Genomic DNA, 23,951 nt, shown 5'->3' with positions numbered 1-23,951 from the left:
CGTCAAATTAGTTCAACTGGTCATCTTGATTAGTTGAACTAATTTTGCATTTAAATAAATAATTTATGACATAAAAGTTGACATAAAGAAGTGGTGATAAAATGGAAATTCATGAGATAAGAGCAGAAATCAAAAAGATGTCTGAGCGTATTGCTCAATTTAAAGAGTCACTAAATGTAGATCAAAAAGAATCAGAGATTAAAGCGTACGATGATCAAATGCAAGCTCCTGGTTTTTGGGATGATCAACGAAAAGCTCAAGAGACTATTAATGCAGCTAATGTTTTAAAAGATAAAGTGAATACATTTTACACATTAGATGGCGAAGTAGAAGATTTAGCCGTTGCTTTTGAACTCCTTCAAGAAGAAGCAGATGAAGAATTACAAAGTGAGCTAGAACATCAAATTAGTGAAGTGAGTGAGAAGTTAAATCAATTTGAGTTAGAGATTTTATTAAGTGGCCCATATGATGCTAATCATGCGATTTTAGAGTTACATCCAGGTGCAGGTGGAACGGAATCACAAGACTGGGCAGAGATGTTGTATCGTATGTATACTCGTTACGCAGAACGAAAAGGATTTAAAGTGGAAGTATTAGATTATTTAGTTGGCGAAGAAGCGGGAATTAAAAGTGTAACGATTAAAATTAAAGGTAATAATGCTTATGGGTATTTTAAAGCTGAGCGTGGAGTTCATCGTTTAGTACGAATTTCACCATTTGATTCAGGTGGACGTCGTCATACTTCATTTTGTTCATGTGATGTCATGCCTGAATTCTCAGGAGACATCGATATTGAAATCCGTGCGGAAGATTTAAAAGTGGATACGTATCGAGCAAGCGGTGCAGGTGGACAACATATCAATACAACCGATTCAGCCGTACGAATTACTCACTTACCAACGAATACAATTGTGACTTGTCAGAACCAACGTTCTCAAATCAAAAACCGTGAAGCAGCCATGGAGATGTTAAAATCTAAATTATATCAACGTAAATTAGAAGAACAAGAGGCTGAATTAGCAAAGATACGAGGAGAAGTAAAAGAAATTGGTTGGGGAAGTCAAATTCGTTCTTATGTGTTCCATCCTTATTCACTTGTGAAAGATCATCGAACATCATATGAAGTAGGAAATGTTCAAGCCGTTATGGATGGAGAATTAGACGGATTTATTGATGCGTATTTAAGACATAGTATTTAATTGAGTTGTGGATAAGAGAATAAAATTAGAGATAGAGAAAATTCACACTCACAGCTCAGTGACATTTAATACATCTTCCTATTTCAAAGATAGCTCAACATCTTCTATTTTTAACAGTTGAAGGATATTTTACTGTATCTCTAGAAAGATTTTAAAATTCAACGTATAATAGGCAAAGATGATAAGTATTTGAAAGAAGGAGGGAATCATTCATGAAAAAGATTCCAAGTTTTACAGTTAACCATGATGATTTATTACGTGGTATTTACGTATCACGCCAAGATATAATTGGACAAGAAATCGTTACAACTTTTGATATCCGCACTAAATTACCCAATCGCGAACCTGTAATGAATACAGCCGAAATTCATACAATAGAACATTTAGGAGCTACATTTTTACGTAATCATGAAACAGCTGCTGATCAAACCATCTATTTTGGACCGATGGGATGTCGTACAGGATTTTATTTAATTTTAAAAGGTGATTTAAAGTCATCAGATATTGTTGAATTAGTTAAAGAAACATTTGAATTTATTGCAAATTATGAAGGTGAGGTTCCAGGTGCGAGTGCACGTGATTGTGGAAACTACTTAGATATGAACTTACCGATGGCTAAATATGAAGCTAAAGTTTTCTTAGAAAATACATTAAATCAAATAACAGATGCAAATTTAAATTATCCAGCTTAAAAAGAGAGATACCTTACAAGGTATCTCTCTTTTTAATGTTTAATTCCTATCATTCTTTGGTGATTAAGATCTTAAACTCTAAATTCATTTTATCTAAACATTAGATGTTATTTCTATGTAATCTAAATGAAAATATGGAAAAAATGTAAAAAATATTGAGTTAGATTAGTTATGTCAGTGTTTTATTCGACAGGATATATAAATGTAAAAGTGATTATGTTAAAATATTATTGTTAGATTTTAAAAAATATTCATGAATTTTGTTAGTAGTTGTTGGCAATTTCTTGATAAAAAGTGAAAGTGTCATTAGATATGTTATAATAAATAAGACGTCTAGAGATAGGTGGGGAGATTATGATCGAATTTACAAATGTCAGTAAGAAGTATGCAAACGGAGTCATTGGACTTCATAATATAAATATTCAAATTGAATCAGGAGAATTTTTATTCGTTATTGGCCCAAGTGGGGCTGGAAAATCATCTCTTTTAAAGATGATTAATCGTCAAGAAAAAGCAACAGGTGGCGAGTTAATCGTTAAAGGGGTTAATGTAACGAAGTTAAATCGTTTTAAAGTACCAAAATTACGTCGTCAAATCGGTGTTGTCTTTCAAGATTTTAAATTACTACAAAAAATGACGGTTTATCAAAATGTTGCGTTTGCTCTAGAAGCGATTGGACTACCAGGAAAAGAAGTTAAAGAAAAAGCGATTAAAGCCATTGAGTTAGTAGGATTAAAAAATAAAATGCGTTTTTATCCAAATCAATTATCTGGTGGAGAGCAACAACGTGTAGCCATCGCTCGTGCGATTGCGAATAACCCAGATATTATTATTGCAGACGAACCGACTGGAAACCTGGATCCAGAAAACTCAACTCAAATTGTAAACATTTTAAAGAAGCTAAATAAAGAAGGAAAAACCATTATTATGGCGACTCATGACCATGAATTAATCTTTGAAAAAGATTGTCGTGTTATTACGATTGATCATGGAACAATCTTTAGTGATGAGGTGAGAGGTTATTATGAAGCTAATTAGACAACTTTTCCGTTACATTCGTGATGGATTCAAAAATATTTGGAATAACTTATTCATGTCACTTTCTTCAGTCATTACACTAACGCTAACGTTAAGTTTATGTGCGTTATTTGTATTATTTGCTTATAATACGCGTAATTTTACAGAACAAGTCGAAAGTGAAATTAAAATTTTTGTTGAATTTTCAAAGGATGCAACAGAAGAACAAATTACAACAGCACTAGAAACGATGGAATCAGATGAGCATGTCGCTGAAGTCATTCATGTAACAAAAGAGGAAGAATATGCTGACTTTATTGACCGTATTGGTGAGGATGATCCGGAATTAGCGGTGTTCTTTGAAAATACAAGTGAAGATAATCCGTTACCTGATATCGCGATTGCTGCTGCCGACGATGTGAAAAATGTTGATAAAGTTGCTAATACGATTAAAGAAATTGATGGAATCGCCTACGTTGACTACGGTGAAGAATCATCGTTAGCTGCGTTTACTAATATTACAAACATTATTCGTCAATCATTTTCAACAATCGTTGTTATTTTATTAGTATTAGCGGTATTCTTAATTCAAAATACAATTAAATTAACGATTTATGCACGTAAAAATGAATTGAAAATCATGAAGTTAGTAGGAGCCTCTGTATCACATGTGACGGTTCCGTTCTTAATTGAAGGTTTAATCATCGGAATTTTAGGTGCCGTAGGTCCTATTTTGTTTACGATTTATGGTTACCAATTTATATACGAATTATTCGGAGGCGTATTAGTGATTCCAATGTTACAAATGACAGCACCTTTTCCAACCGTTTATCAACTAGGTGTTTTAATTGGAATTATTTCAATTATTGTTAGTTTACTAGGAAGCTTTTTCGCCGTTATCAAATACTCGTTAAAGATCTAATTTAAAATTAATTAACGTCATATGATTTAAAAAGGTGAGAGATATTTTGCTACTCATATAGATAAGGGAGAGAGACTGTATGCCTAAAAAAATAGCTACTGTTTTAAGTTTAATTGTAGCGTTTAGCTTAACTCAACCAAGCTCTTTCACTTCAAAGGCAGCCACAACTTGTTCTACAAAAGAAGAGTGTAATGCAATTATTAGTGAAGCACAGAGTCAAATTTCAGACTTAAAAGGAAAAGAAGCAGAGATTCAAGAAGAAATCGAAATTGTTGAAGGAAATATGGGAACAACGATCCAAAAAATTTCTGAAACAGAAAATGCGATTGAAGAGTTTGAAAAGAAAATTATTGTTAAAGAAAATGAAATTAAAAATAGTGAAAATGAAATTAATCAACTAGAAAATGAGATTAAAGAATTAAAAGAGGTTGTTGCAGAGCGTATGCGTGTTTCACAGCGTTTATCTCGAGCAAATACGATCTTACAAGTTCTTTCTGAATCAGAAAATTTAGTTGATTTAATTCGTCGATTACGTGTGGTGAATCATTTCGCTGAAAGTGATGCCGAAGCGATGGATGAGCTAAGTTTACTCGTTAGTCAGCAACAGGCGATGTTAGCTACGTTAAAGGTACAAAAGCAAGAACTTGCTTCTAATAAAGAAGATTTAGAGAGAGAACGTCAAACGTTAACGGCTTATCAAGAACAATTAGAACAACAAAAAGAAGAGCTAGCTAAACAGATGCAAGAATTAGAAAGTGAACGTCTATCAGCAGCAGAAATTCTTCAAATTGCTGAAGAGCAAAAGAAAATTTTAGAACAAACGCCACCACCAGTTATTTCAAATGGAAGTTCATCGAGTGGAGGGGTTGTGAGCGGAACAGGTTTTATGATTCCATTAGCAACAGGATATGTTAGCTGTGAATATATGTGCTATCCAAATCATACAGGAATCGACTTAGCAAACTATGGGGACACATCAACACCAGTTTACGCTGCGCAAGCAGGAACGGTCATTCGTGCAGGATGGCATAGCGCTTATGGAAATCACGTCATGATTACACATAATGTAAACGGTCAAGTTTTAACAACGGTGTACGCTCATATGCACTCAGCTCCTTATGTTTCAGTAGGACAGCAAGTTTCTCGTGGGACACAATTAGGAACAATGGGGAATACAGGAAACTCTTTCGGGGCTCATTTACATTTTGAGATTTATGAAGGGTATTATAATTATCCGTACGCTGTAAATCCAAGAAATTATATTAGTTTCCCATCATCATGGTAAAATAACAGGACATGTAATCATTTTACATGTTCTTTTTTTATAGAGTGATAGAGGATCAAATAGATGAAATAAATCGTTTGAGTTACTCAAAATATTCGGAAGTGAAAAAGAGAAAATTATGACAGTCTTTGTATAAAAATGTTTATTTTATAAAATAACCACAATATAAACTAATTTATTCCAATTTATCATCATGACAAAGAAAATAAAAATTGATAAAATAGAGATAATTCTATAGAGTTTACATTTTATTGGTATCGTTAGGAAATGATATAAAGGTTATAGAAGATTTTGAGTTAAAAGGAGTGATTATATGAAGCGTAAGAAAATTTTTCAAATCTTGGCAAGCTTCTTTTTAGGGGTTATCGTCACATTACTATTAACACTAGTGTTTCCTGCTAAAAAAACGATGCAAACAATTGTTTCTCCGGCTAATTATGGAGAGACAGCGGCTATTAATCAAGTATATGAAGCATTAAAAACGTATCATTATTTTTATGAGGGTGATAGTCAGGCCTTAATAGATGGAGCTATTGCTGGAATGATTGATGCATTAGATGATCCACATTCAACTTATTTTACAATGACTGATTATGAAAATTTTGTTGAGCATTTAGAAGAGACTTATTCAGGAATCGGATGTGAAGTCACTAATATTAATGGCTATACCATGATTGTTTCTCCATTTCCTAATTCACCAGCAGATGTGGCTGGAATTTTAGCGAATGATTTAGTCGTGGAAGTAGATGGAGAAAATGTAGTCGGACAAAGTTTGCAAGATGTAACTAATAAAATTAAAGGACCAGTCGGTTCAACGGTTACCTTAGGAATTCAACGAAATGATAATACAGACTTAATTTACATTGAGGTAACAAGACAAGCTATTGATCAAGAAACTGTGAAAACAGAGTTAATTCCAGTCGGTGAAGAATCTATTGGCTACTTACAAATCTCAACATTTGGTGAAAACACAGCGAATGAATTTAAACAAGGAATTGAATCTTTAGAAGAACAAGGAATGACTTCGTTAATTGTTGATTTACGTAATAACTCAGGAGGTTATTTAACAAGTGTTGTTGAAATGGTTGACTATCTATTACCAGCAGATAAAGTCATTACAACGATTGAAGGTCGTGAAGGTGGGGGAACAACCTACAAAACGTCAACTGAAGGAAAAGACTATCCGATTGTGACCCTAATTAATGAAGGAAGTGCTTCAGCTTCAGAAATTTTTGCAGCAGCTATGAAAGAAGCCGGAGGCTATGAAGTAATTGGAACGACTTCTTACGGAAAAGGGACAGTACAAGTTTCAATGCCACTTGATGATCACTCTTCTTTAAAAATTACAACTCAAGTATGGAAAACACCAGATGGAAACTGGATTAATGAAGAGGGAGTTACACCAACCATTGAAGTGGAAGCACCTGATTTTTATTACTATTATCAAGTTTATTTAACAGACGGAAAATCGTTAGCGTACGATATGGTTGATGCATCGATTCAAAATGCACAAAATATCTTAAATACGTTAGGTTATCGTGTCGATCGAACAGATGGTTATTTCGATAAATCAACACAAGAAGCCGTTAAAGCATTTCAAAAAGATTCAGGCATTGAACCAACAGGAGTCATCGATGGTAAAACTGCAGGTGATTTAACTCTTGCTTTAAGAGATAAAGTTCGTGATAAACAGTACGATACTCAACTTCAAAAAGCGATTGGAGTCTTACAACAATAATAAAAATAGGAAGATAATTATTATCTTCCTATTTTTATTGTGATGAGTTAATCAAGAGTTGCTCATAGTAAGTAAGTGAGTTTTATTTTTAGTGAAAGTCAATCTCTTTAAACCTGGATTTAAGATAATAGAAGTGCCTATTGAGATATGATATAATGAGGATAATGTGAGGTGACAGTTTATGACAAATGGTAAGTTCGAGATTGTGTCTAAGTATGCACCATCAGGTGATCAACCAAGAGCAATTGAGGAGTTAGTTGAAAATATTAATCAAGGTGTCAAAGAACAAGTGTTATTAGGAGCAACCGGTACAGGAAAGACATTTACAATTGCAAATGTCGTACAGGCTGTTAATAAACCGACATTAGTATTAGCACACAATAAAACATTAGCTGGTCAGTTATATAGTGAGTTAAAGGAGTTTTTTCCAAATAATGCGGTTGAGTATTTTGTGAGTTATTATGATTATTATCAACCAGAAGCATATGTCCCTTCATCAGATACATTTATTGAAAAAGATGCAAAAACAAATGATGAGATTGATAAATTACGCCACTCAGCAACGGCTGCTTTACTGGAACGTAATGATGTCATCGTCGTTGCATCCGTTTCTTGTATTTACGGGATTGGAGATCCACAAGAATATAAAAGCATGATGGTATCGATTCGTGTAGGAATGGAAATGGAACGCAATGAATTGCTTAACGAACTCGTTCGTATTCAGTATCAACGTAATGATATTGATTTCCATCGTGGAACATTCCGTGTACGTGGAGATGTTGTTGAAATCCTTCCGATTGCGACTGAAAAAAATGCGATTCGTATTGAATTCTTTGGAGAAGAAGTTGATCGTATTCGCGAAATTGATACATTAACAGGTGAAGTTTTAAGCGAACGTAAACACGTTGTTATTTTCCCAGCGTCTCACTTCGTGACAGGAGAGGAACGATTAAAGATTGCGCTAAAAAACATTGAAGAAGAACTTGAAGATCAAGTCAAATATTTTGAATCAGAAGGAAAGCTTCTAGAGGCGCAACGAATTGAACAACGAACGAGATACGATTTAGAGATGTTAGCAGAGATGGGATTTTGTTCGGGAGTAGAAAACTATTCAGGGCCACTTTCATTACGTGAACGTGGAGCAACACCTTATTGCTTACTTGATTTCTTCCCCGATGATTGGTTATTAGTTGCGGATGAATCTCACGTGACGCTTCCACAGGTTAGAGGAATGTATAATGGCGATCGTGCTCGTAAGGAAACTCTTGTTAATCATGGCTTCCGTTTACCTTCTGCACTTGATAACCGTCCGCTACAATTTGATGAATTTGAACATAAAATTCATCAAGCGATTTACGTATCAGCGACACCAGGTGATTACGAATTAGCACGTACAGATAAAGTCATTGAGCAAATCATTCGTCCAACGGGGTTACTTGATCCAATTATTGAGTTGCATCCAAGTCGTGGACAAATTGATCATTTAGTTGGAGAAATTTATAAACGAATTGAAAAAAATGAACGTGTGTTAATTACAACATTAACAATTAAGATGTCAGAAGAATTAACGAATTACTTAAAAGAGTTAGGAATTAAAGTAGCCTATTTACACTCTGAAATTAAGACGCTTGAACGAATTGAAATTATTCGTGATTTACGAGTTGGAACGTATGATGTTTTAGTAGGAATTAACTTATTGCGTGAGGGATTAGATATTCCAGAAGTTTCACTTGTTGCTATTTTAGATGCAGATAAAGAAGGATTTTTACGTAGTGATCGTTCGTTAATCCAAACGATCGGACGTGCGGCCCGTAATGCAGAGGGACGTGTCATCTTATATGCTGATAAAGTAACAGGATCCATGCAACGCGCCATGGATGAAACAGCACGTCGCCGTGAAATTCAGGAAAAATATAACGAAGAACATGATATTACTCCAATGACCGTCCGTAAAGACGTCCGAGATGTCATTCGAGCGACTGAAATTGTTGAAAAAGAGGCCATGTATGATAAAAAAATGTCTCGTAAAGATAAACAAAAATTAATGCAAAAGCTTGAAAAAGAAATGAAAGAAGCAGCGAAGGCACTTGATTTTGAAACAGCAGCAACACTTCGTGATGCTATGCTTGAATTAAAAATTGAGTTAGGTTTATAATATTTAATAAAAAATGGTAATTAATAAGTAAAGATAAAGGATGGGGCAACATTATGGAAAGTTTACGTGAGTTATATAAAGTAGGAAATGGACCGTCGAGCTCGCATACGATGGGACCTGCTCGTGCGGCAAAAATCTTTATGGAACGTTATAAAGAAGCGGTATCATATGAGGCTATTTTATATGGAAGTTTAGCAGCAACAGGAGAAGGACATTTAACAGACTATATTATTATTAAAACAATGGAACCAAAACCAGTAAAAATTACTTGGCGACCAGAAGACTTTCGTCCGTTTCATCCAAATGCCATGCAGTTTATTGCCTATAATGAAGCGAATGAAGAATTAGGAACTTGGACGGTTTATTCTGTTGGTGGTGGATCAATTATTGAAGAAGGACAGGCTCGTGACGAGGTTGAATCTGTTTATCCTAATACAACGATGAATGAAGTGTTAGAAATTTGTAAAGAAAAGAATTGGACATTAGCTGATTATGTTTATGAACATGAACAAGAAGTTAAGCCGTATTTAGAAGAAATTTTATCAGTTATGCGCGAGAGCTTAATGAATGGATTAGTCGAAGAAGGAACATTACCTGGAAAACTAAATTATCCACGTCGTGCGAAGCAATTTTATGAGCATGCTAAATCAGCACCAGATGATTTATCTATCTTAATTTATGCTTATGCTCTAGCGGTGTCAGAACAAAATGCTTGTGGTGATGTAGTAGTAACCGCACCAACTTGCGGAGCATCAGGTGTTTTACCAGGTGTTTTATTTGCCTTACAAGAGCGTGAAGGATACACAGATGCACAGTTAATCGATGCGTTAGCAGTGGCAGGATTAATTGGGAATTTAATTAAAACAAATGCCTCTATTTCAGGAGCAGAAGTGGGGTGTCAAGGAGAAGTGGGATCAGCTTGTTCAATGGCAGCAGCGGCAGTAGCTTTCTTAAAAGGAGCTTCTAATCTACATTGTGAATATGCAGCAGAAATTGGACTTGAGCATCATTTAGGAATGACTTGTGATCCTGTTTATGGTTACGTTCAAGTTCCATGTATAGAACGTAATGCGGTAGCCGCCAAACGTGCCTTTGATGCAGCAAAATACGCGATGTTAACCGATGGATACCATACCATTACGCTTGATCAAGTGATGCAGACGATGAAAGAAACTGGTCACGATTTAATGGCGAAGTATCGTGAAACAGCTCAAGGAGGACTCGCAAAACATTTTGCAGAATGTTAATGGTTACTAGGTTTTATGAATTTTTAATGGTATAATAAAGACGTATATCAGTTCCAATTCGTTTTTAGTAAGATAAAAACTTGGGATTCTATTATGAAAATACCTTATAGTGAGAAGCTCATCATTGAAAAACGTTAAAATCCTATGAGTGGTGAATCTATTTTTTGAAAATAATAGTTGCCACTTAGTGATGGTTTGATCGATCAACTAAGAACGATATCAAATGATAAAAGACATTTTTGTTTCTATATAGAAACAGAAATGTATTTCATTATTGTACATCAATCTTAGTTGAGCAATTGCTTTAATACTAAGGCAGACTATAGGCCAGCTAAAAGTTTTCCGATATGAAAAACTTATCTGGACTTATATATATACATAGCGAAATATATTTCACATTCTAAGAAACAGGCTTAGTAGATTAGGCTTTTTGGTATAAAGGCTAACTATAGTAGCGCTAAAAGTTTTTCAGCTATGAAAAACTTATCGCTACTTATATATATAGCATGGTAAGAATGATGAACAGTAAAGGAAGTGATCGTATGGCAAATGAAGAAGCTAAAAAAACAGATAAAAAACGTCATTTAACGAAAAAGCAATCTGTTTTATATAGTTATATTGGAATTTTAGCAGTATTGACGATCTTATTTGGATATAGTGTTTTAAATTATTTTTACTTTGAACCATTAAAGGCAGCAGGACAACCTATTTATGGATATCGTACCGAAAATCTTGAGCCAATTAGTGATGCGATCATCGATAAGGTTAAGCAAGTAGGAGTCAATCAAACCGGTGTTGAAAATGTAGATATCACAGTACAAGGTCCTGTTATTTATTTTGATGTACGTGTTAGTACAGGTGTCAAGTTAGAAACCGCGCAGGCGGCAGCCGAAGCAACGGTTAATGAGTTTTTATCTCAAACGGGTGAAATAGCTAATCAGTATACGTTACAACTTGTTGTTTCAACAGGGGATATTGATGATCTTAAAGCAACAAATCGTGAAGAAGAGTTGGCTTATGTGAAGGAGCATGATGTAGCAATTGTTGAATTGATTGTTGCAGATGCTGAAAAATATCCAACGGCAGCTAAAATTAATCGTGCACAGCAAAATATCGATTTGATGAAAAAGTCTTATCCAGAAGAAGCCGATGCTTTTCAGGCACGTATTAATGAATTAACAGAGTTAACTGCTGAGCAAGAAGAAGCATTAGGTGAAGTTCCAGTGTTAGAGGTGGATCAAACCATTCAACAATCAGATATTTCTAATTATCCAAGTTGGGGTGCTTACGATAAAGAAACACAAACATTTGAATGGCAATAAGGGTGGGGAGACAATTTGTCTCCCTCTTCTTATGAATCGTTCATTTAATAATCCATGAAATAAACAATTGAAATATATAGGTGATAAATGATGTCAAAGAAAGTAATACCCGTTCAAAAAAATGAATATTACGATGTTAAAATTGAAAGCTTAACACACGATGGGTTAGGAGTTGCACGTGTGGAAGGATTTCCGATTTTTGTTACAAATGCTTTAGTTGGTGAAGAGATTAATATGAAGGTTACGCTTGTCAAAAAGACGTATGCCTTTGGACGCGCGGTTGATTATTTTGTAAAAAGTCCGGAACGTGTGGAACCAGCTTGTGGGATTTATAAACAATGTGGTGGTTGCCAAGTTCAACATTTAAGTTATGAAGGTCAACTTCAAATGAAGCATGATACGGTTGTTAATCAATTAAAACGTATTGGACACATTGAAAATGCTAATGTTTTACCGACAATTGGAATGGAAAATCCAAATCGCTATCGTAATAAAACACAAGTTCCATTTGGCTATGAGAATGGTGAGGTTGTCGCAGGATTTTATCAAAAACGAAGTCATGAAATTACAAATATGAAATCTTGTTTAATTCAAACCGATATTTCAGATCAAATTGTCGATACGATGCGTGAATTATGTCGTGATTTAAATATTGATCCATATAATGAATCATTAAATCTTGGCGTATTACGTCATGTGATTGTTCGTGTCGGATTTAAAACAGATGAAATCATGGTGACGCTTGTTACTCGTACCAAAACTATACCACACGTTGAGACTGTTATTGAAACGTTAGTGAATAAATATCCACAAATCAAGAGCATTGCTCAAAATATTAATCCAAAAGTGACAAATGTTATTTTTGGGGATGAAACGAAAATCTTATATGGAGAGCCATATATTTATGATGAAATGAACGGCATCCGATTTGCGATTTCGCCACGCTCATTTTATCAAGTAAATCCTGTGCAAACGGAGACACTATATTCAAAAGCGGTAGAATTTGCAGGATTAACAGGAAATGAAGTCGTATTTGACGCTTATTGTGGAATTGGAACCATTACTTTATTCTTAGCGCAACATGCTAAAGAAGTCTATGGTGTTGAAATTATTCCTGAAGCTATTGAAGATGCCAAGATGAATGCAAAACTTAACAATTTTAATAATGCTCAATTCGCAGTAGGAAAATCGGAAGATATCATTCCAATGTGGATTGAAAATGGAATCATTCCAGATGTGATCGTTGTCGATCCACCTCGTAAAGGATGCGATAAAACACTTTTAGATACGATGTTAGAAGCTAAACCTAAACGTATCGTTTACGTTTCATGCGACTCATCAACATTAGCTCGTGACTTAAAAATCTTAATCGATGGCGGATATAACCTTGAAGTCGCCCAACCTGTCGATATGTTCCCACAAACAGCTCATGTCGAGGTCGTGACTATGCTTACACGTAAAGACGTGTAAGCATTAGCCCGACCCGATGCAATAGCTTCACCACGAAATCGAGCAAGGTGATGAGTGAGTGGACTGAAGCCACTTGCGCGAGACAGTATTTGAGTTAGATTTTGTAATATGTAATTAGCGCCACCCAATGCAGCAGCGTCACTGCGAAAATGAATGAAAATGAAATTTGAGTAGATGTAGCTACCTCGGCCAGTGTGTCTACATAAAGTTGTATAAGTATTTGGGAATATCTTCTGCAATAGATTCCCCTCGAAGTTGATCAAAGTGAAGACTGATTGGCATGAATCTACTGCGCGAGAAGTTACCTGACTCGTTCTACGAAGTAAGTATTAGCCCGACCCGATGCAATAGCTTCACCACCAAGTCGAGGAAAGGTGATGAGTGAGTGGACTGAAGCCACTTGCGCGAGACAGTATTTGAAGTAAGTTTATGTTAGTCCTACTAATTTTTTATTTTGTAAAATTTTAGTAGGACTATATGCAGACAAGCTAAGAAAAGAAATGAGCTTATCAAGATAATAACTGATAATAAAAAAGTATTTTTTCTTAATGCTTGCTACCACCGATGCAAGGGTTCATCAACAAATCCTGTGTGAAATGGATATCCTCCATTTATAACTGTGGAAGTATTAAATGGTAAGTAGATGATATAGAAAAAGCGTTGATTCTTTTAAGATTCAACGCTTTTTTAATTTTTAGGGCTCTTTGTCAACTGGTGTGGGTGAAGAAATTTTATACCTGTAATCGTGAGGGATTAAGCTGCTCATTGAGCAGTTTGATTCCTTTTATTTTTTTGTTCAAAGGTGTACTTATGGATAATCAAAATTCTAGCTTTGAAATGATAGAAACTACGGTATCCAAAGGCCATGCGTTTAATCACTTTAATCTTGTTATTAATCCCTTCAAGCACTCCATTGGTATAAGATGTTTCAATCGTATTTTTGATATAATCTTGGTAGTTAGTTAATGTTTTTAAAGCTGTTTTCATTTCAGGTGAAAGTAAGTCAGAGGGGTTTTGAATGGCATGATGAAAAGCATCAAAGTTGCGAAGTTTGATGGCCTGTTTGATGGTTTGATAGAAGTCATAAGTCGCTTTTAATTCAGGATCTAAAGCGAGTAAAAAGTCGATGATTTCTTGTTGAGAAATCTGCTTTTTGAAACAGTTAGAATAGAAATAGTGGGTAGAATGGATATCCTCTTGGGCTTTTAATAAAAGGCGCCAATAATGTTTGAATTTATTGTAGAATTCTTTGTTTTGGTTCATGAAACGAATACGAGTTTTATTGAGGGCACGAGATAAAAGTTGAACGACGTGGAACTTATCTAAAACAATTTTAGCGTTGGGAAACACCTCTTTAATGAGTGTCATATACGGAGCATACATATCAATAACAACGTGAGTTACACCTTCACGGGCCTCCTTAGAAAATCGCATGAAATAAGGTTTTAAAGTGCTTAGACGACGGTCTTCAACGATATCAATTAACTTCCCATTAGAAGCATCACAAAAAATGAATGACATGGCCCCTTCCGCTGATTTGACCGACTTAAACTCATCAAAACAAAGCACCTTTGGAAGAGAGTTAAAATGAAGGGGTTGTTCCTCGTACGATGTATGAATGATCCGATTGACCGTTGAATGGGATACGTTGAGTTCACGGGCAATATCTGACTCGGATTTTTTATGGCTAGCCTCTAGGAAAATGGCTTGTTTAAGGGGATTAGAAAGGTAACAATTAGATTCTACGAGAGAGGTTTTAAGCGTAAAGGTACGATCACAATGACGGCATTTATAGCGTTGCTTTTTTAAATCGAGATAGGTATCAAAGCCAGAGAGTTTCATCATCTTAATACGAGAGGTTTTGAAGCCGTGTTTAATGATTTGTGAGTCAAAGAGATGACCACAGTTGTAACAATGGGTCGGTTGAAAAGAGAGGATACCAGAAATGACCTTAGAGCGGATCCCGTTAATCTGAACATCTTCCATCCAATTTTCTGAAAAAGTAATATTTTTATCTTTTAAATCGAGTAAAGTTAAGATACAATTATTGTGAGACATAAACCCAATCCTTTCGTGTTTTTTTGGTCAATTACATGGTATAGAATTTGGGACGTGATGTCTCTTTTTTTATACTTATTTTTTATTCCAAATAAAAGAAGTGTGGGAATCACCCACACCAAATATTATAGAACCTTTATAATACTTATGTCATACAGGAAATTGAAAAAACTTAACGGCAAGTTGCACAAGCTACTATTTTTTATAAAATACTGTCTGTTGGATAATTCTGGATTCATGTAGTCTACGGAGCGTGGATTATATTTTGAGATACATTGTTTTATACTAGAGTCGAGGTGAAAATGATGGATACAAAAAGAAAAAAAGAGCTTTTAGAAGCCTATAAAAACAGACATCCTGAAATGGGAGTAATATCTTACCGTTGTAAAGAAACTGGCGAGGTATTTTTGGGTATCTCCAAAGATACAAAATCAGACTTTAACAGCACTAATATGAAATTGGCAGCCAACTGGCATCCTAATAAACGATTACAGGAACTCTGGAACAAATATGGCTCGGAAGGCTTTGAACTATCAGTTATTAAAGTGTTAAAGTATGATGACCCACATGAAGATCATACAGCAAAATTAGAAAGTTTGAGAGAACAGTGTCTCGCTGCTGATCCAAATGCAAGGAGGATATGGCGATGAATGAAAAAGTTGTTATGGTGTCAAATGATTATGACCGTATAGATGGCAGAAATGCTTATCAATCTGACATCAAATGTTTAACGTTAGGTGCGCCTATGCGGGAAGAAAATAAAAAAATGCAAATTGCCGCACAGATTTGGAAAAATGATAAAGATGGTGAATTGATTTTGGCCCAGGAGCTGCCCATCCATCAAATATTTGATTTGATGATTTTTTTGTCCAGGACATTGCTTTACTTCAAGGAGGCTTACCGACTCCCCCTTTTATATGACCCGGAAAAACCCACAGTGGAACGAGTTGGAGTACAAGGTGGGGTATTACCAGTAGAAGTGTGTGTAGACAATCAAAATATCAATGAGGACATCAAAGCATTTGCCCAAAGTTTAAATGATTTAGGAGAAATAATTGGAGAACGCAGGCGAGTGCTTAGCCGCATACTAGAAGAGTTGGAGTGTTACTAACAATGAAAAAGACTTGTATTTTGTCACCGGACAGGCAGCTGACTGAAGAGGAACAGTCGCTTGTCTGGAAAAAGCCGCCTTCACATATTGAAAGTGAAGCAGAAAAACGAATATATGAAGAGATCGTACGAAATTGGAATTGCGGTGAAATGAAAATTAGCACCATTTTGCTGGAAGGGGATGCTGGTTCGGGAAAAACCGAGATTGCCAAAGCTTTATCTGCTGATTTTAACCTGCCTTATACGAAAGTAACCTGTTTTGCAGATATGGATAAATCCGATGTCCTGGGTGCGATTCTTCCGGTGCTGTCAGAAGAAGATGGTCATTCTGATAAGGTTGAATATCGCTATTATCCTTCTGAGATTGTTCGTGCATATGAAAATGGATGGCTCTTGGAGATTCAGGAACCGACAGTGATTCGGGATGCTGCTGTTTTAATGGCGCTAAATTCCGCATTAGAACCAGATGGCAGTCTAAACTTGCCAACTCGTATCGCGCATCGTCACCCTGATTTTATTGCGGTTATCACAACAAACCGCGGTTACAATGGCTTCCGGCCCTTAAATGAAGCTTTGCGAGATCGAGTGCAGCATGCAGAAAAACTAGATTTACCGCCTAAAGAAGTGATGATGGAGCGGGTTAAAGCTAAGACCGGTTATGAATCTGAACCTGTACTATCTCTTTTAGCTGAAACGATTATGGTGCTGGATGAGACAGCCCGCGCCAATACCATTAAAGGTGTGGCCGGTATGCGTTCTTATATCTTTTGGGTGGATGCCGTTCAAAGTGGTGCCTCAATCCAAAAAAGTTTATATTATAAGGTGTTATACAAAATCACGACCGATCCGCAGGAGCTTGTTATTTTAGAGCAGGCACTGGCTAGTCATGGCTTGACAGAAAAGCTTGAGGAAATGGATCACATCTGTCAATCGCAAAAAGACGGAGAAAATCCTGAAGTAATGGGACTTAATATTACCGAAAACGGAGAATTCTCGGCCAAGACAGATCAAGCTGATAAAAATGCAGTGCGTCTGAGAAAATCAGAAGACAGTGAGGGGCATTCTGATACGAGCAGTGATAAAAATACTGATATTTCAAGCAATGATAATGGAGAAAATGGCACTCCATTCTATCATGAGCTCGATAAATCAGATACAACCGAATTACAAAAAAAAGAATTTCGTAAACAGTTGAACAGGGAAGCACGGCAAAGTGTTCAAGGAAGTGTCCATGAAGATATTAAGTTGATTGTCCATCGTCCGGAAGTTACCTACCAGAACAGGGAAGAGTATAACCGTATGATGACAACTTTGATGCCAGTTATTCGGGAATTAATCAGAAAAACAAATCCGCTGTTGGAGCATGAATTATCTGCTGAATTCGCGAAACCGAGGTTGTATGGCACAAAATTTTGTGCGGATCAGGTTGCCTCTATGGATTTTCGCACATTTGCCTGCAAGCGTCCGCCTGAGGAAGAACCCTCTATTGCGGTTGCTCTCAGGATTGATGAATCGGCTTCGATGTCAGCCTTTGGCCGATTAGAAGCTGCAAAGCAAGCTGCTGTTGCCTTGTATGAATTTTGCACAAGATGCGGTATTCCAATCATGGTCTACGGGGATACAGCAGACCGTTCCAAGCTTGAGCAAATGTCCATCCATGCCTATGTAGACTTTGAAAGCAAAGATGCAGATGAAAAATATGCTCTTATGAACATTCAGGCTCGCAGCAACAATCGGGATGGTATGGCATTGTGCATTATTTCCGATAGATTGCTTAATGCGCCCCAAAAATCCAAATTAATAATCAGCATCAGTGACGGGCAGCCTAAGGCTATGCCTGATTATTCAGGTGAAAAGGCAGCGTATGATATGAAAGATACTTTGCAGGAATTTAGGCGAAAAGGCATCCAGTTCCTAGCTGCAGCCATTGGACAGGATAAGGAGGCCATCCGAGAACTTTACGGTGCTGAAAACACACTGGATATAACCGATTTGAAGCAGCTTCCAGCAAGGTTGGTACAAATAATCGCAAGGTTCATGTAGTATGATATACTAAAGAGAAATGGAGGTGGTGGCATGGACTGTGTGAAAATAGGCAATTTAATTGCCAAGCTACGAAAGGAAAAAAAACTTACCCAGAGAAATATTGCAGATGCACTGGGTATTCAAAATAAAACTGTTTCAAAATGGGAATGTGGTTTAGGATGTCCTGACCTATCGCTGTGGCCAGAACTATCTACTATTTTGGGTGTTGATATGAAACAGATGATGGAGGGTGAAATCACATCAAATAAGCCGGACAGCGGCAATATTGATAAAGTACGTTTTTACGTCTGTCCTTCCTGTGGAAATATTTTGGTGAGCACAGGAAGTGCCTCTATCTTCTGCTGCGGAAGAAAGTTAGAACGTATCTTGCCTACTGTTGCAACTATTGCACCAAAAATCACGGTAGAGGAAATAGATACTGATTACTTTGTCACTTTTGACCATCCAATGACCAAAGATCATTATCTTTCTTTTGTGGCCTGTGTTAAAAGTGACAGAGTATTTCTAAATCGCTTGTACCCAGAACAAAGTCCAACTTGTAGGTTTCCTATAACTACCGGTGGCAAACTATTTGTTTATTGTATTAAGCATGGCTTATCGGTATATTCAGGTAATCTATAATTAAATCAATATTATCTTCCTGAGATGTATATGTTTGTTGTACTGTCCGTGGCTTTTTTCAATTTTAAACGTTGCTTAAAACAACTTATTGTGTTAAAATATATGCTGATACAAATAAGAGTTTAGGAGGAACCGAAACTATGACAGCCTCAATGCGTTTAAGATAAGCTGGCAATAAAAAAAGCAGAATCTTATCCCCGATGATAGGCTTTTTTGTTGTGCTTATTTATACGATATTGAGCATTCATTAGTTACGGTGAGATATAAGTTATTTAACTATACCTTTATTTAACTATGTCTTTAATATGAATGTTTCCAAATTGTATGTATGCAGACCAAAAGCCACATTGTGGATTTAGGCCTGCATTTTTTATTGCCTAGAATGCTATTCAAAATAGAAATTCAAGCAAAATAATATGCAGGAGATAATATCAATGGAAAAATACAACAATTGGAAACTTAAGTTTTATACAATATGGGCAGGGCAGGCAGTATCATTAATCACTAGTGCCATCCTGCAAATGGCGATCATTTTTTACCTTACAGAGAAAACAGGATCTGCGATGGTCTTGTCTATGGCTTCACTAGTAGGTTTTTTACCCTATGCGGTCTTTGGACCAGCTATTGGTGTATTAGTGGATCGTCATGATAGGAAGAAGATAATGATTGGTGCTGATTTAATTATCGCAGCAGCTGGGGCAGTGCTTGCTATTGTTGCATTGTATATGGAGCTACCTATCTGGATGGTTATGGTAGTATTGTTTATCCGTAGCATTGGAACGGCTTTTCACACCCCGGCTCTCAATGCGGTTACGCCACTTTTAGTACCAGAAGAACAGCTTACGAAATGTGCAGGCTATAGTCAGTCTTTGCAGTCTATAAGCTATATTGTTAGTCCGGCGGTTGCAGCACTCTTATACTCCGTTTGGGAACTAAATGCTATTATTGCCATCGATGTATTGGGTGCTGTGATTGCATCTATTACGGTAGCAATTGTACGTATTCCTAAGCTGGGTGATCAAGTGCAAAGTTTGGAACCAAATTTCATAAGAGAAATGAAAGAAGGAATTGTCGTTCTGAGACAAAACAAAGGATTGTTTGCCTTATTACTCTTAGGAACACTATATACTTTTGTTTATATGCCAATTAATGCACTATTTCCTTTAATAAGCATGGATTACTTTAATGGAACACCTGTGCATATTTCTATTACGGAAATTTCCTTTGCATCTGGAATGTTAGCAGGAGGCTTATTGTTAGGAAGATTAGGGAGCTTCGAAAAGCGTGTATTACTAATAACAAGTTCTTTTTTTATAATGGGGGCCAGTTTAGCCGTTTCGGGAATACTTCCTCCAAATGGATTTGTAATATTTGTAGTTTGCTGTGCAATAATGGGGCTTTCGGTGCCATTTTATAGCGGTGTGCAAACAGCTCTTTTTCAGGAGAAAATTAAGCCTGAATATTTAGGACGTGTATTTTCTTTGACCGGAAGTATCATGTCACTTGCTATGCCAATTGGGTTAATTCTATCTGGGTTCTTTGCTGATAGAATCGGTGTAAATCATTGGTTTTTACTATCAGGTGTTTTAATTATTGGCATTGCCATAGCTTGCCCCATGATAACTGAGGTTAGAAAATTAGATTTAAAACAAAATTCATAGGAGGGACCATATTTATGTATTTAATTTTCATGTAATTCTTCCTGCTAAAATCGCAGGGTTTTCCCTGCGTACAAGCAAAAGAAAACATGCGATTATAGACAGGAGGAAATGTTATGGAATTGATATTAAAAGCAAAAGACATTCGTGTGGAATTCAAAGGACGCGATGTTTTAGATATAAATGAATTAGAAGTATATGATTATGACCGTATTGGTTTAGTAGGAGCAAATGGTGCTGGAAAAAGCACTTTACTCAGGGTACTTTTAGGAGAATTAACTCCCCCAGGATGTAAAATGAATCGTCTGGGTGAACTTGCCTATATTCCCCAGTTGGACGAAGTAACTTTGCAGGTGGAAAAAGATTTTGCACTTGTAGGCAAGCTCGGTGTTGAGCAATTAGATATACAGACCATGAGCGGTGGTGAAGAAACAAGGCTTAAAATAGCACAGGCCTTATCGGCACAGGTTCATGGTATTTTAGCGGATGAACCTACGAGCCATTTAGACCGTGAAGGAATTGATTTTCTAATTGGACAGCTAAAATATTTTACAGGTGCACTGTTAGTTATTAGCCATGACCGCTATTTTCTTGATGAAATAGTAGATAAAATATGGGAACTGAAAGATGGCAAAATCACTGAGTATTGGGGAAACTATTCTGATTATCTTCGTCAGAAAGAGGAAGAACGCAAGAGCCAAGCTGCAGAATACAAACAATTTATTGCGGAACGTGCCCGATTGGAAAGGGCTGCGGAGGAAAAGCGAAAACAGGCTCGTAAAATAGAACAGAAGGCGAAAGGTGCTTCAAAGAAAAAAAGTACTGAAGGCGGAGGGCGTTTAGCTCATCAAAAATCAATAGGAAGTAAGGAAAAAAAGATGCATAATGCCGCTAAATCCCTAGAGCACAGGATTGCAGCCTTAGGAAATGTAGAAGCTCCGGAAGACATTCGCAGAATTCGTTTCAGGCAAAGTAAAGCATTGGAGCTCCACAATCCATATCCTATTGTCGGTAAGGAAATTACTAAAATATTTGGAGATAAGGTACTGTTTGAAAATGCATCTTTTCAAATTCCGCTTGGAGCAAAAGTGGCTCTAACTGGTGGTAATGGAACAGGTAAAACAACGTTAATCCAAATGATCTTAAACCATGAAGATGGAATTTCTATTTCACCTAAGGCAAAAATAGGTTACTTTGCACAAAATGGTTACAAGTACAACAGTAATCAGAAAGTCCTGGAGTTTATGCAGGAGGATTGTGATTACAATGTTTCAGAAATCCGTTCCGTGCTAGCATCAATGGGGTTTAAACAAAACGATATTGGAAAAAGTTTATCTGTTTTAAGCGGCGGCGAAATTATGAAATTATTGCTAGCTAAAATGCTTATGGGTAGATATAACATCTTACTAATGGATGAACCCAGCAACTTCCTTGACATACCAAGCTTAGATGCTTTGGAAATACTAATGAAGGAGTATGCCGGAACTATAGTGTTTATCACCCATGACAAACGGCTGCTTGATAATGTGGCTGATGTGATTTATGAAATCAAAGATAAGAAATTAAACTTAGTCCGATAATTAATTTACTTTTCGTATTTGACAGATCGTAAGTAGGCCAGTGAAAGAGGTTATTGATTTTATCTAAACGTTAAGTAGGTTAGACCTCTAATCAGGGAAAATAAGGCCTTCAAGATGAATTTTGAAGGCCCCCTTTCCATAGAAATATACGTAAAGCATAAGGAACACATGGCAAAAAAGGCGTTTCTCAGCATGGGATATAGCTTTTGATATTGAAAGGAGTGATTCAGTATGATAGATAATATTATTCAATCAGTGACAGAAAAATTATCCTCTTTGCCTTATATAGAAGGCATCGTATTAGGGGGTTCCCGTGCAAGAGGTACCCATACAGAGGATTCTGATATAGATATCGGAATCTATTACAAATCAGAATCATTTGACCTGACAGCGATTAACCAAATTGCTACAGAGTTGGATGATGAGAATAGAAACGACCTTGTTGTACCTCCCGGAGCGTGGGGTGATTGGATTAATGGCGGCGGATGGTTAGTTATAAACGGGTATCATGTTGACTTGATTTTACGTGATATAAAACGGGTGGAACAAATAATCAAAGATACGGAGCAAGGAATTGTTACTGCCAATTATCAGACTGGGCATCCCCATGGTTATATAAGTGCTATGTATCGTGGAGAATTGGCGATCAGCAAGATACAATATGCTAAGAATGAACGCTTATGCGAATTAAAAAATCAGGCAGAAATTTACCCTGGTGCTCTAAAGAAGAACTTGATAAACTTTTTTATATTTGAAGCAGAGTTCTCTTTAATGTTTGTAAAAGCAAATGCGGGAGCAGAGGATAAATATTATATTGCAGGCCATGTTTTTCGTATTATTTCATGCTTAAATCAAGTACTATTTGCATGCAATAATGCTTATTGCATTAACGAAAAGAAAGCTATAAAACTGATTGAAACTTTTGAATATAAACCTAAAAAATATGCCGAAAGGGTAAATCATATTTTTGAAGTACTCGGTCTTTCACTTTTTGAATGCTACGATATGACCGAGAAGCTTTATAAAGAAGTGAAAAAAATTGCAACGGAGATAAATAACTTTTTAAACGAGGGGAATTCAGATGAAAGAAAACAAATATGATGATAATATATTTTTTCAAAAATACAGCCAAATGAGTCGCTCACAGCAGGGACTAGCCGGTGCAGGAGAATGGGAAACATTGAGAAAGCTGCTGCCGGATTTTAAAGATAAGCGTGTGCTTGATTTAGGATGCGGCTATGGATGGCACTGTATTTATGCGATGGAACACGGAGCGTCTTCTGTTGTAGGTGTTGATATTTCTCATAAAATGCTCGAGGTAGCCAAAGAAAAAACACATTTTCCACAGGTTGAATATAAATGCTGTGCTATAGAAGATGTGGAATTCCCAGAGGAGAGTTTTGATGTAATATTAAGTTCACTTGCGTTTCACTATGTAGCAGATTATGAGATTTTAGTAAAAAAGATATATAGAATACTGAAGTCTGGTGGTAAGCTAGTTTTTACGGTTGAACATCCTGTTTTTACTGCCTATGGAACACAAGACTGGCATTATAACGAAAAAGGAGAAATACTGCATTTTCCGGTGGATAATTATTATTATGAGGGCAAACGGACAGCTGTGTTTTTGGGAGAAAAGGTTACAAAATATCATAGAACACTGACCACATATCTAAATACACTGCTTTCAAATGGTTTTATAATAAATCATATTGTGGAGCCACAGCCGCCGGAAAACATGATGGATATTCCGGGGATGCAGGATGAAATGCGCCGTCCCATGATGCTGATTGTATCGGCGAACAAAAAAGTGGATAGATAGAACTAAAAC

19 protein-coding genes are annotated in these 23,951 nt (G+C 36.3%); 18 read left to right on the top strand and 1 reads right to left on the bottom strand.

The genetic code is table 11. The features are described 5' to 3' along the window. Window positions 1-101: 101 nt before the first annotated feature. From prfB to rlmD, 10 genes are all read left to right on the top strand, one after another. Entirely contained in the window at window positions 102-1,199 is a 1,098-nt protein-coding gene (gene prfB / locus JRC48_RS08190; RefSeq protein ID WP_235069093.1) for a peptide chain release factor 2, read from the top strand. A 212-nt stretch (window positions 1,200-1,411) separates the two neighbouring features. Continuing rightward, complete coding sequence (locus tag JRC48_RS08185; protein WP_235069091.1) at window positions 1,412-1,891, top strand: S-ribosylhomocysteine lyase; 480 nt, start codon at window positions 1,412-1,414, stop codon at window positions 1,889-1,891. Window positions 1,892-2,245: 354 nt separating this feature from the next. Continuing rightward, window positions 2,246-2,929 (top strand): cell division ATP-binding protein FtsE, encoded by a 684-nt coding sequence (gene ftsE, locus JRC48_RS08180; RefSeq protein ID WP_235069089.1) that lies wholly within the window; start codon window positions 2,246-2,248, stop codon window positions 2,927-2,929. After that, the gene (gene ftsX / locus JRC48_RS08175; protein ID WP_235069087.1) at window positions 2,916-3,830 is read left to right on the top strand and encodes a permease-like cell division protein FtsX; all 915 of its coding nucleotides are present in this window, start codon (window positions 2,916-2,918) and stop codon (window positions 3,828-3,830) included. The genes ftsE and ftsX overlap by 14 nt, the downstream gene beginning before the upstream one ends. A gap of 79 nt (window positions 3,831-3,909) precedes the next feature. Then, the gene (locus JRC48_RS08170) at window positions 3,910-5,115 is read left to right on the top strand and encodes a murein hydrolase activator EnvC (protein WP_235069082.1); all 1,206 of its coding nucleotides are present in this window, start codon (window positions 3,910-3,912) and stop codon (window positions 5,113-5,115) included. Window positions 5,116-5,428: 313 nt separating this feature from the next. Next, window positions 5,429-6,853 carry a S41 family peptidase gene (locus JRC48_RS08165; RefSeq protein WP_235069081.1) on the top strand — a complete coding sequence of 475 codons (1,425 nt, stop codon included), beginning with the start codon at window positions 5,429-5,431 and terminating at the stop codon, window positions 6,851-6,853. 181 nt (window positions 6,854-7,034) lie between these two features. After that, window positions 7,035-9,008, top strand: coding sequence for an excinuclease ABC subunit UvrB (gene uvrB, locus JRC48_RS08160; protein ID WP_235069080.1), 1,974 nt, complete (start codon window positions 7,035-7,037; stop codon window positions 9,006-9,008). A gap of 53 nt (window positions 9,009-9,061) precedes the next feature. Further along, window positions 9,062-10,255, top strand: a complete 1,194-nt coding sequence (locus tag JRC48_RS08155; protein ID WP_235069078.1) for an L-serine ammonia-lyase — start codon at window positions 9,062-9,064, stop codon at window positions 10,253-10,255. 542 nt (window positions 10,256-10,797) lie between these two features. After that, window positions 10,798-11,577, top strand: a complete 780-nt coding sequence (locus tag JRC48_RS08150; RefSeq protein ID WP_235069077.1) for a hypothetical protein — start codon at window positions 10,798-10,800, stop codon at window positions 11,575-11,577. Window positions 11,578-11,667: 90 nt separating this feature from the next. Next, the gene (rlmD, locus tag JRC48_RS08145; protein ID WP_235069074.1) at window positions 11,668-13,047 is read left to right on the top strand and encodes a 23S rRNA (uracil(1939)-C(5))-methyltransferase RlmD; all 1,380 of its coding nucleotides are present in this window, start codon (window positions 11,668-11,670) and stop codon (window positions 13,045-13,047) included. A gap of 762 nt (window positions 13,048-13,809) precedes the next feature. Here rlmD and JRC48_RS08140 read toward each other — a convergent pair. Next, a complete protein-coding gene (locus tag JRC48_RS08140) occupies window positions 13,810-15,105 on the bottom strand; it encodes an ISL3 family transposase (protein WP_128446202.1) in 1,296 nt (431 codons plus the stop codon). A gap of 305 nt (window positions 15,106-15,410) precedes the next feature. On the opposite strand from JRC48_RS08140, the gene JRC48_RS08135 reads away from it, so the two are divergent. The 8 genes from JRC48_RS08135 (at window position 15,411) to JRC48_RS08100 (ending at window position 23,942) form a co-directional block, all read left to right on the top strand. Next, window positions 15,411-15,755: a GIY-YIG nuclease family protein gene (locus JRC48_RS08135; RefSeq protein ID WP_176458991.1), complete on the top strand. Its 345-nt coding sequence runs from the start codon at window positions 15,411-15,413 to the stop codon at window positions 15,753-15,755. Beyond that, window positions 15,752-16,216 (top strand): DUF6530 family protein, encoded by a 465-nt coding sequence (locus tag JRC48_RS08130; RefSeq protein ID WP_217810802.1) that lies wholly within the window; start codon window positions 15,752-15,754, stop codon window positions 16,214-16,216. Before JRC48_RS08135 ends, JRC48_RS08130 begins: the two co-directional genes overlap by 4 nt. Before the next feature lie 2 nt (window positions 16,217-16,218). Further along, window positions 16,219-18,258, top strand: a complete 2,040-nt coding sequence (locus JRC48_RS08125; RefSeq protein ID WP_235069073.1) for an AAA family ATPase — start codon at window positions 16,219-16,221, stop codon at window positions 18,256-18,258. Window positions 18,259-18,291: 33 nt separating this feature from the next. After that, window positions 18,292-18,882 carry a helix-turn-helix domain-containing protein gene (locus JRC48_RS08120; RefSeq protein WP_068759113.1) on the top strand — a complete coding sequence of 197 codons (591 nt, stop codon included), beginning with the start codon at window positions 18,292-18,294 and terminating at the stop codon, window positions 18,880-18,882. Between the two features lie 434 nt (window positions 18,883-19,316). Then, window positions 19,317-20,543 (top strand): macrolide efflux MFS transporter Mef(A), encoded by a 1,227-nt coding sequence (gene mef(A), locus JRC48_RS08115; protein ID WP_235069071.1) that lies wholly within the window; start codon window positions 19,317-19,319, stop codon window positions 20,541-20,543. 113 nt (window positions 20,544-20,656) lie between these two features. Then, window positions 20,657-22,120, top strand: coding sequence for an ABC-F type ribosomal protection protein Msr(D) (gene msr(D), locus JRC48_RS08110; protein WP_235069070.1), 1,464 nt, complete (start codon window positions 20,657-20,659; stop codon window positions 22,118-22,120). A 231-nt stretch (window positions 22,121-22,351) separates the two neighbouring features. Beyond that, window positions 22,352-23,221 carry a nucleotidyltransferase domain-containing protein gene (locus JRC48_RS08105; protein WP_235069067.1) on the top strand — a complete coding sequence of 290 codons (870 nt, stop codon included), beginning with the start codon at window positions 22,352-22,354 and terminating at the stop codon, window positions 23,219-23,221. After that, window positions 23,202-23,942, top strand: a complete 741-nt coding sequence (locus JRC48_RS08100) for a class I SAM-dependent methyltransferase (protein ID WP_008766909.1) — start codon at window positions 23,202-23,204, stop codon at window positions 23,940-23,942. Before JRC48_RS08105 ends, JRC48_RS08100 begins: the two co-directional genes overlap by 20 nt. Window positions 23,943-23,951: the final 9 nt, after the last annotated feature.

The sequence above is a fragment of the Turicibacter sp. TJ11 genome, assembly GCF_021497505.1.
Taxonomy (GTDB): Bacteria; Bacillota_I; Bacilli_A; order MOL361; family Turicibacteraceae; genus Turicibacter.
The sequence above is the reverse complement of the archived record's forward strand: the minus strand, read 5'-3'. Positions and strand labels throughout refer to the sequence as shown.